We start from the raw sequence: 10,085 nt of genomic DNA, 5'->3' as shown, positions 1-10,085 counted from the left end.
GTGGCATCCGGTCGTCAGGGCTGGGGCGGGCGTCTGACGCCGCGCTGATACCGTCTCAGGTCAGGCTGCCTCGTTGGACCCTGACGCCGCATGAATGTTACCCGGAAAATCCCGCTTCGGCGGGGTTTTCTGCGTTTCAACACCAAAGCGGAAAACATTCAGTCTGTGGTCAACTTTTGTTCATTTGACATCGCCGAACCCGTCGGGCGTTTGCGAGGACCACAATAAGAGGAGCCCCAATGTCCGCAACCACCGACAATTCCCGCAAGAGCCTCGTCATTCCAGCCCTTGGCAGCCTGTATTCGGCCTTGCATGATGCCGGCGAGACACTGCTGCGCGTCGTGGCCGGCATCTTCCTCACCATCCACGGCTCGCAAAAGATCACCGATCCGTTCGGCGCGGCCGAGATGGTCGAGGGTCTCGGCTTTTATCCCGGCGCCTTCTGGTCGCTGCTTCTGGCCTGCACCGAATTCTTCGGCGGCATCCTCATCGCCATCGGCTTTCTGACCCGTCCGGCCGCCTTTGCCGGGCTGTTCGTGCTCCTGGTCACCGTGTGGTTCCACTGGGTCACCATGGGCCAGGGATTTTCGGGCGCCGAAAAGTCGCTGCTTTGGGCGGCGATCCTGCTGTTCTTCGTCATCCGTGGCGGCAATCGCCACTCGGTCGATGCGCGCATCGGCAAGGCGTTCTGACCCGGCTTTGTTAGACGCAATTCCCTAGGGAAAGCGCTACGCGCTTTTCCCGGGAAAACCGCTTCACACTTTTCCTGGAATTGCTCTGAACCAAGCGCATGGGCGACGACACGTCGCCCTTTGCCTTTGGCGCGAAACGGACTATGAAACGGCTTCAGCCAAGCCAATCTGGAAAGCGCGCCGGAGCCAGCCATGACCGAAATTCTGCAGACCCCAAAGCTTGTCGTCGTGTTCGGCGGCTCAGGCTTTGTCGGCCGCCATGTCGTGCGGGCTCTGGCCAAGCGCGGCTACCGCATCAGGGTACCCGTTCGCCGGCCCGATCTTGCCGGTCATCTGCAACCGCTCGGCAATGTCGGCCAGATCCAACCGGTGCAGGCCAATGTGCGGGTGCGCTGGTCGGTCGATCGTGCCGTGCAAGGCGCCGACCACGTCATCAACCTGGTCGCCATACTGCATGAGAGCGGCCGGCAGAAATTCACGTCCGTGCACGAGTTCGGCTCTCGCGCCGTCGCCGAAGCGGCGCGCGCCGTCGGCGCCAGCCTCACCCATATTTCGGCGCTGGGCGCCGATATGAATTCGCAATCGGACTATGCGCGCACCAAGGCGCTCGGCGAAAAGGCGGTGCTGGAGACGATCGCGGATGCCGTCATCTTCAGGCCGTCGATCAATTTCGGGCCGGAAGACGCCTTCTTCAACCGCTTCGCCAACATGGCGCAGCTTTCGCCGGTGCTGCCGCTGATCGGCGGCGGCCAGACCAAATTCCAGCCGGTCTATGTCGGCGACGTCGCCGAGGCGGTGGCGCGCTCGGTCGAGGGCAAGGTCAAGGGCGGCCAGATCTACGAGCTCGGCGGGCCTCAAGTGCTGACCTTCAAGGAGTGCATGGAGGAAATGCTTGCCGTAATCCAGCGCAGGCGGCTGCTGGTGCCGGTGCCGTGGTGGCTGGCGAACATGAAGGCATCGGTCCTCGGCCTTTTGCCCAATCCGCTGTTGACCAAGGACCAGGTGCTGCAACTGCGCGAGCACAACATAGTCTCCGACAAGGCCGCCAAGGAGGGCCGGACACTTGCCGGCCTCGGCATCCAGCCGCAATCGATCGGAACCATCCTGCCGAGCTATCTCTGGCGCTTCCGCGCCGCCGGCCAGTTCCAGCGCAAGTCCGCGGCTTAAACGCGCCGCGTGACCTGCATCGGCAGGCCGCCCTGCGGCTGCGTCGTCAGTTTCTGCACCGGCCAGGGCCTGGTCTCGGCGGTGGTGTCGAAACGGAACCGCGACAGCATGATGGCCAGCGCGATGATCGCCTCCTGCATGGCAAAGCTGGCGCCGATGCACACGCGTGGCCCGGCGCCGAACGGCAGGTACTGGAAGCGGTCGATCTTTTCGCGATTTCCCGGATGGAAGCGTTCCGGCATGAAGGCGTCGGGCCTGTCCCACAGCTTGCGATGGCGGTGGACAACCCACGGCATCACCAGCACGGCGGCACGCCGAGGGATATGGAGGCCGTTCCAGGTTTCGGGCTCGATCGGCTCGCGGTTGATCGACGGCGCCGGCGGATAGAGCCTCAGCGCCTCGTCGAAGGCGGCGCGGGTGAGCGGCATGGCGTCGAGCCATTTCGTCGGATCGGGCTCGCGCGCCAGCACCGCATCGATCTCGCGCTCGATTTTTTCCCGCTCCCAAGGCGCTTCGGCCAGACAATAGAGCGTCCAGCCGAGCGCGCGCGCCGTGGTCTCGTGGCCGGCGCCGATGAAAGTGATGATGTTGTCCTCGACCTCGGCGCGCGTCAGCCCGTCCGGGCCTTCGGCGCGCAGCAGAAGCGTGAGGAAATCCTGCGGCGCCGTGTCCGGATCGCGCTTCAACCGCTCTTCGCGCAGCTTGACGGTGTCGGCGACGATCTTACGGAAATAAGCCATGGTCTTGCGGCCACGGATGCGGGTCAGGCGCGGCAGCCATTCGGGCGCCCGCAACAGGTCGAGCGGATCGACCCGCCCCATCGTCTCGAACAGGCGATCTATCTGCTTGGCAAAACTACCCGGTTCGCCCGCTATCTCGCCGGAAAACAGCGTCTCGGCCAAAATATCGTAAGTGAGCAGCGTCATGTCATGGGCGATATCCGACGTGCCGCCTTCCTCGTAGCGGGTGACGAACTCCAGCGTGCGTTTCAGCATCGGCCCGGCGAAACCGAAGATATGGCGCGGCGTGAATACCGGCGCCATCGCCTTGCGCGAACGCTTCCACACCTCCCCCTCGGCGGTCAGCAGTCCGTCGCGCAGGATCGGGCGCAGGATCAGCTGGCGCACCGTCGCCATCTTGTAATTTTTCGCGTTGTCGACCAGCACGTGGCGGATGAGGCCGGGATCGTTGGCGACGACCAAGGGCCCGCCGACACCGGTCACCGATATCCAGGGTTCGTTGTAGGTGTGCTCGCCCCACAATTCGAGCGGGTTGCGGTAGACGATGCGCATCATCTCCAGCGTCGACGGCGGCGTCGTGCGCGGCGTCGGGGCTGGCGGGACGAAGGGGGCGGGCTGACTGTCCATGGCGTGCTCCGCTGGTCACATCAATGTAGTGGCTGGCAAGGCGGGCGTCCATGTGACCGAACGGCTGGCGGCCGCATCGCGGCCTGTTCGCCGAACCGGCCGGCCGGAGCCGGACCGGAGCTTGCCAAGACCGGTCGGAGATTCCCGCCGGAAATGCCTGCAAACCTTGGAAAATCCGCCTTTTGCGCCTATATCTAGGACATTAAAGCGGCGCGATTCGCAGCCATATTCTCGCGCTGGACCAGCGGCATCAATCAGACAGGTTTTCATGAGCGACCAGATCGACAACGCCAACGGCGCTGAGGCCGAATACGGCGCCGATTCCATCAAGGTTTTGAAGGGGTTGGACGCCGTCCGCAAGCGGCCCGGCATGTATATCGGCGATACCGACGACGGTTCGGGCCTGCATCACATGGTCTATGAGGTGGTGGACAACGCCATCGACGAGGCGCTGGCCGGCCATGCCGACCTCGTCACGGTGACGCTGAACCCCGACGGTTCGGTGACAGTTATCGACAATGGCCGCGGCATTCCGACCGATATCCACACCGGCGAAGGCATTTCGGCGGCCGAGGTGATTATGACGCAGCTGCATGCCGGCGGCAAATTCGACCAGAATTCCTACAAGGTGTCCGGCGGCCTGCATGGCGTCGGCGTCTCGGTGGTCAACGCGCTGTCGGCCTGGCTGCGGCTGAAGATCCGCCGCAACGGCCAGATCTTCGAGATGAGCTTTACGCATGGCAATGCCGACGCGCCGCTGAAAGTCACCGGCAGCTACGAGCAGGACAAGCGTCCAGGCACCTATGACGGGCGCAGCGGCAGCGAGATCACTTTCTTTCCGTCGGCCGAAACCTTCACCATGGTCGAGTTCGACCTCGCCACGCTGGAGCACCGTCTGCGCGAACTCGCTTTCCTGAATTCGGGCGTGCGCATCGTGCTGACCGATGCCCGCCATGCCGACATCGTGCGCCACGAGCTGCATTATGACGGCGGGCTGGAAGAGTTCGTCAAATATCTCGACCGGGTCAAGAAGCCGCTGATCGACAAACCTATTGCCATCAAGGCCGAGCGCGACGGCATCACCGTCGAGGTGGCGATGTGGTGGAACGACAGCTACCACGAGAATGTGCTGGCCTTCACCAACAACATCCCGCAGCGCGACGGCGGCACGCATCTGGCCGGCTTTCGCGGTGCGCTGACGCGCCAGATCACCGGCTATGGCGATTCCTCGGGCCTGACCAAGAAGGAAAAGGTCTCGCTGATCGGCGACGATTGCCGCGAGGGCCTGACGGCGGTGCTGTCGGTCAAGGTTCCCGATCCGAAATTCTCCTCGCAGACCAAGGACAAGCTGGTCTCGTCCGAGGTTCGCCCGGTGGTGGAAGGGCTGGTCAACGAGGCGCTCGGCACCTGGCTCGAAGAACACCCGACCGAAGGCAAGGTGGTGATCGAGAAGGTGATCCAGGCGGCGGCAGCGCGAGAGGCCGCGCGCAAGGCGCGCGACATCACCCGCAAGAGCTCGCTCGGCGTCACCTCGCTGCCCGGCAAGCTGGCCGACTGCCAGGAACGCGACCCGGCGAAGTCCGAAATCTTCATCGTCGAGGGCGATAGCGCCGGTGGCTCGGCCAAGGGCGGCCGTTCGCGGCAGAACCAGGCCATCCTCCCCCTGCGCGGCAAGATCCTCAATGTCGAGCGCGCGCGTTTCGACCGCATGCTCGGCTCCGACATGATCGGCACGCTGATCACCGCGCTCGGCACCTCGATCGGCAAGGACGAATTCAATGCCGACAAATTGCGCTACCACAAGATCATCCTGATGACCGACGCCGACGTCGACGGCGCCCATATCCGCACCTTGCTGCTCACCTTCTTCTTCCGGCAGATGCCGGAACTGATCGAGCGCGGCCACCTCTACATCGCCCAGCCGCCGCTCTACAAAGTGACGCGTGGCAAGAGTTCGCAATACATCAAGGACGAAGGCGCCTTCGAGGAGTTCCTGATCAATTCAGGGTTGGAGGAAGCCTCGCTTTCGCTTGGCTCCGGCGAGGTGCGGACCGGGCAGGATCTGCGCGCCGCCATCGACGACGCGCTGGCGGTGCGGCAGCTGATCAACGGGTTGCACACGCGCTATAACAGGGGCGTGGTCGAGCAGGCGGCGATCGCCGGCGCGCTCAACCCGGATGTGCTTGCCGATCTCGGCCGCGCCAACACCATGGCCGACCGTGTCGCCAAGCGCCTCGACATCATCGCCGAGGACACCGAGCGCGGCTGGACCGGCCGCATGTCGACTTCGAACGAAGGGGTCGGTGGCTATGTGTTCGAGCGCACGGTGCGCAGCGTCAAGGAGTTCGCGCAGCTCGATCTCGGGCTGATCAACTCGGCCGACGCCCGCCAGCTCGACCGCTATGCGCCACGCCTGACCGAAGTGTACGGGACGCCGCCGGTGTTGCGCCGCAAGGATGTCACAGAAACCATCTCGGGGCCGCTGGCGCTGCTCAACGCCGTCTTTGCCACCGGCCGCAAGGGCCTGACCATGCAGCGTTACAAGGGTCTTGGCGAAATGAATGCCGAGCAGCTCTGGGAAACCACGCTCGACCCGAACGTGCGCTCGCTGCTGCAGGTCAAGGTCAATGACGCGACGGACGCGGACAGTCTGTTCTCGCGGCTGATGGGCGACGAAGTCGAACCCAGGCGCGAATTCATCCAGGACAACGCGCTGTCGGTGGCCAATCTGGATATCTGAGCTATCCGTCTGCCGACGATTGCTCTCCCTCGCGCTGACTGACGGCCAGGCAGCGCGTTTCTGCTATTGCTGCTGCAGACCAGTGATCATGGCGATCATTTCGTTCTTGTCGGTCTTGGCGGTCTCGCGCACGCCGATCTGCTTGCCGCGTCTCAGAACACAGATGCGGTCGGAGAGTTTGAACACCTGATCGAGACTATGGCTGATGATGAGCACACCGACATTGCGCAGCTTCAGGGACTGAACGATCGCCTCTACCCTGGCCGTTTCGGCGACGCCGAGCGCCGCTGTCGGTTCGTCAAGCAGGATCAGCTTGCTCGCCCAATGCGTGGCCCGGGCGATCGCAACGCCCTGGCGCTGACCGCCCGAGAGGTCGCGGATCGTAGCGTGGGCGGAAGGAATGCGCACATCCAGCTCCTTCACCAGCTTTTCCGTCTCCTCGATCATACGGCGGCGATCGAGCAGCCCGAACCGGTTCAGCGGCTCGCGACCGAGGAACATGTTCATATAGACCGTCTGCTGGTCGGCAAGCGCAAGGTCCTGATAAACGACCTCGATGCCGTGGGCACGTCCCATGGTGGCGTTCGACATCGTCACCGGCTTGCCTTCGATGACGATCGTACCGGACGAGGGTGGGTGAACGCCCGAGACGATCTTGACCAGCGTCGACTTGCCGGCGCCATTGTCGCCGACCAAAGCGACGATCTCGCCCGGAAAAACCTCGAGCGAGAAATTCTCGATCGCGGTGATGCCGCCGAATGTCTTGCGGATGTCCTGCAGTTGCAGAACGGGGGCGGACGCGCTCATCGTTCTCCTCCTAAACCGGCCAGGCGTAAGGTTCGCCGAAGCCGTTCTCGATCGTTTCCACGGTAGGCTTGCCCTTCGAAATGCCGGAGACGCCGACGATATGGGCGCGGGTGACGAAGGCCTGGCCGCGAAAACCGAATACGGCGCTGTCGCCGGGCTTCGGCGCATTCGCGCCGGCGGCGTCGATCATGGCGTAATAGTCGATCGCCGAAGGCGGCGGCACCTCGACGCTGCGCAGTGCTGAGGCCGCCGTCGTCGGCTCAGCCGAAACGATTGCCTTCACGTCGTAATCGGGGAAGATCGGGTCGATGTAGAAGCCGCCGCCCAGGCAATATGCCTTGCCACCCGAGAGATGGGAGACCTCGGTGAGGTACAGCACCGCCGGCAGTTCCGGAAGGTCCTCCATGACATGCAGCGCGGTGGTGCCGTGCAGCCCATTGCCGGGTTCGCATTGCGTGGCCCCGGCCTCGGCGAGCGCCGCCAGCATGACGCTGGAGGTCGTGCCCGGCGCGTTGATCTCGATCCTGCGACGACCCACCTTGGCCAGTGCCTCGGCAGCCTTTGCCAGCGTCGCCAGATTGGGAGTAGGCAGCACCTTTCGTGAGGCATGATCGAAGAGCAAGGCCGGAAAGGTCGTGATCCCTGCGAAGCGCCCGCCCGAAACAGCATCCAGCCGGTCGGCGACGGCGGCTATGTCGGCGGCATCGAAGCCGCCTTCATGGCCGCGATAGAAGATGTCGCCCTCTGCCGCGATGCGGGCCAGCAGATCCTGCACGTAGCCGGCAGCCTTGGCGCCTGCAGCCGCTTCCTCCGCCTTGGTGTCGTTGAAGACAGTCCAGTAGTCCGGCTTGAAGGTCTTTGCCGCGGCATTCGCCTCGAATTTGGCGATTTGCTGGAGATGGCCGAGATGGCCAAGCGTCATGCCTGCCTTGTACGTGGCGCGCGCGCAGGCCATGTCGACGGCAACCGCCCGGTCGATGCCGCCGCGCATCACCGCGTGGCAGAACGAGCTCGAACGTCCGACCTGTTTGGTCATGGCGAAGATCTTGAGGCCGTGGCGGTCGGCCTCGTGCTTGAGGGTTCTCGCATTGGCCTCGACTGTGTCGAGGTCGAGCACATACGCATTGGCCGGCAGCTTGCCTTGCTGGTGCAGCCCGATCGCGGCCTCGATGAAGGCTGGGTTGCGGCGGCGCAAAACGTCGAGAAACATGGGCGCTTTCCTTCAGCGAGATTTTTCGCGCAGCGACACGGCGACCGCGGCCAGGATGATGAGGCCACGCACGATCATCTGGTCGGACACCGACAGGCCCATCAGGATCAGGCCGTTGTTCAGCATGCCCATCATCAGCGAGCCGACCAGCGCGCCAACGATCGAGCCCTTGCCGCCATTGAGCAGCGTGCCGCCGACGATCACGGCGGCGATCACCGTCATGAGATCGGTTTCGCCGAGCGTGTATTTCGCCGCCTGCAGGCGGCCGGCATAGAGCAGGCCGGCGAGGCCGGCGAGGCCACCGCTGATGGTCAGCACGGCGAGCCTGATCCTCGGCACGCTGATGCCGGACACGCTCGCGGCGCGGGCGTTGTCGCCGGTTGCCAGCACATGCGCGCCAAAGCGGGTTTCGCGGAACACCAGGTGGCCGATGGCGACAGCAATCACCGTCCACCAGATCAGCGACGGGACACCGAGCAGCGAGCCGGAGCCGAAAAAGCCGGTGAAGGCTTCGTTGGTCACCGAAATTGAACGCAAGTCGGTCATCGAGCGGGAGACACCGGCGAACAGGCCTAGCGTGGCCAAGGTCACCAGGAAGGACGGCAGCCTGACATAGGCGACCAATATACCGTTGATGGCGCCAATGAGCAGGCCGGCGCCGAGGCCGGCGGCAATTCCCGCCGTCATGCCGTAAGCGCTGATGGTGACCGCGGCGGCAAGTGCGGCCACCGCCACGATCGAGCCGATCGAAAGGTCGATCTCACCGGCCGACATGACGAAGACCAATCCGATGGCCATGATGGTCACGGGTGTCGTCTGCAGCACGATATTCGACAGGTTGCGAACGGTGAGGAAGCCGCTGTCCCTAAGCACGATGGCGAAGAAGAGAAAGATCGCCAGAAAGCCGAGATAGACTACATATTGCTGCAGATTGAAGCGGCTGGCGAAGCTGCCACCGGCGCTGATGTTGACGTTGGACATGATCATCCTCCGATGGTGGGCGCTTCGCCTTGCCCCGAACCTATTTCAGGGCTTCCGTGATAGGCTCGGGCACGTCCTTGTTGAGCGATTTCTTCCAGCCTTCCTTCACTGTGTCCTTGGTCACGGCGATGGAATCGACGGCATAGAACGGTTCGGCCTTCAGGCCGACGAGCGAGCCGGCCGAAGCGCGGGCCAGAGTCACGCCGATGGAGTAGGCCTCGTCGGCCACCAGCGCGGCGATGTTGCCGCCCTTGGCCATGTCGAGCGCGGCGGGTTCGTTGAGGTCGAGCGTGACGATCTTTGTGTGGCTGTTGCCGGCGGCGCGCAACGCCGATAGCACGCTCAATGCCGGTTCGGCCCAGGTGACGTAGATGCCGTCGAGGTCGGGGTGCTGGGTGATCATCGCCTGGGCGATGTCCTCGCTGCGCGCCGGGTCGGCCATGCCGGCCTCGGCGGTGATCTTCATGTCCGGATAATCCTGCTCGATGGTCTTCTTGAAGGCCCCGTCGCGCTGATTGGTGACGTAGAAGTCGGCATCATGGAAGATGTAGCCGACCTTGCCCTTCTTGCCGAGCGCCTCGGCCATGGCGATACCGGCCTTGTTGCCCATCTGGAACAGGTCGTCGGAGACGATGGTGACGTAATCCTGGCCCTGCTTGTAGCCGGCCGGGCTGTTGTCGACGAAACCCAGCTTTACGCCGGCCTGGCGGGCCGGATCGTAGACGGAAGCCGCGGTTGCCGGGTCGACCGGCAGCGACAGGATGATCGATGGCTTCTTGGCCATCACCGTCTCGACATCCGACTTCTGGCGGGAAGCGTCGAAACCGGCATCGGTCTGCGCCACCACCTCGATGCACAGCCGCTTGAACTCATCGCGCGCGCCGCTGTTGACGGCGTTGGTGTACTCGCTCATCTCGTGCCAGACGAGCGCCGCCGTGAACTTGCCGTCCTTGATCTGCTGTTCCTCGGCCGCGGTGAGCGTCAGCGTGCTCGCCGGCACCGGCTTTTCGCCATTCGGTCCGGTGGTGACGCCTTCGGCGGCGAAGGCGTGGACAGCAAACAGGCTCGCCAATGCGGTCATGATGCCCAAAGTCTTGCGCATGTCATTTCCCCTTTTGCTA

The 10,085-nt window shown here is 63.8% G+C and carries 8 protein-coding genes; 3 read left to right on the top strand and 5 right to left on the bottom strand.

Annotated elements, in window-relative coordinates; all coding sequences use genetic code 11:
* Nucleotides 1-239: 239 nt before the first annotated feature.
* Nucleotides 240-692: a DoxX family protein gene (locus CN311_RS14650; protein ID WP_097574506.1), complete on the top strand. Its 453-nt coding sequence runs from the start codon at nt 240-242 to the stop codon at nt 690-692.
* Between the two features lie 192 nt (nt 693-884).
* Nucleotides 885-1,859: a complex I NDUFA9 subunit family protein gene (locus CN311_RS14645; RefSeq protein ID WP_097574505.1), complete on the top strand. Its 975-nt coding sequence runs from the start codon at nt 885-887 to the stop codon at nt 1,857-1,859.
* On the opposite strand, the gene CN311_RS14640 is transcribed toward CN311_RS14645, so the two are convergent.
* On the bottom strand, nt 1,856-3,226 hold the full coding sequence (locus CN311_RS14640) for a cytochrome P450 (protein WP_097574504.1): 1,371 nt from the start codon (nt 3,224-3,226) through the stop codon (nt 1,856-1,858). The genes CN311_RS14645 and CN311_RS14640 overlap by 4 nt on opposite strands.
* A gap of 268 nt (nt 3,227-3,494) precedes the next feature.
* Between CN311_RS14640 and gyrB the strand changes: the two genes are divergently transcribed.
* A complete protein-coding gene (gene gyrB, locus CN311_RS14635; RefSeq protein ID WP_097574503.1) occupies nt 3,495-5,966 on the top strand; it encodes a DNA topoisomerase (ATP-hydrolyzing) subunit B in 2,472 nt (823 codons plus the stop codon).
* A gap of 63 nt (nt 5,967-6,029) precedes the next feature.
* Here the strand turns inward: gyrB and CN311_RS14630 are convergent, their stop codons facing one another.
* From CN311_RS14630 to CN311_RS14615, 4 genes are read right to left on the bottom strand one after another with little or no spacing between them, the layout of a single operon-like run.
* Complete coding sequence (locus CN311_RS14630) at nt 6,030-6,773, bottom strand: ATP-binding cassette domain-containing protein (protein ID WP_097574502.1); 744 nt, start codon at nt 6,771-6,773, stop codon at nt 6,030-6,032.
* 10 nt (nt 6,774-6,783) lie between these two features.
* Entirely contained in the window at nt 6,784-7,983 is a 1,200-nt protein-coding gene (locus tag CN311_RS14625; protein ID WP_097574500.1) for an alanine racemase, read from the bottom strand.
* Nucleotides 7,984-7,995: 12 nt separating this feature from the next.
* The gene (locus CN311_RS14620) at nt 7,996-8,964 is read right to left on the bottom strand and encodes an ABC transporter permease (protein ID WP_245440830.1); all 969 of its coding nucleotides are present in this window, start codon (nt 8,962-8,964) and stop codon (nt 7,996-7,998) included.
* Between the two features lie 40 nt (nt 8,965-9,004).
* Nucleotides 9,005-10,066 carry a substrate-binding domain-containing protein gene (locus CN311_RS14615; protein WP_097574497.1) on the bottom strand — a complete coding sequence of 354 codons (1,062 nt, stop codon included), beginning with the start codon at nt 10,064-10,066 and terminating at the stop codon, nt 9,005-9,007.
* Between the last annotated feature and the right edge of the window lie 19 nt (nt 10,067-10,085).

This window comes from Mesorhizobium sanjuanii, assembly GCF_002529485.1.
Lineage (GTDB): Bacteria > Pseudomonadota > Alphaproteobacteria > Rhizobiales > Rhizobiaceae > Mesorhizobium > Mesorhizobium sanjuanii.
This window is presented reverse-complemented; position numbering and strand designations above follow the sequence as displayed.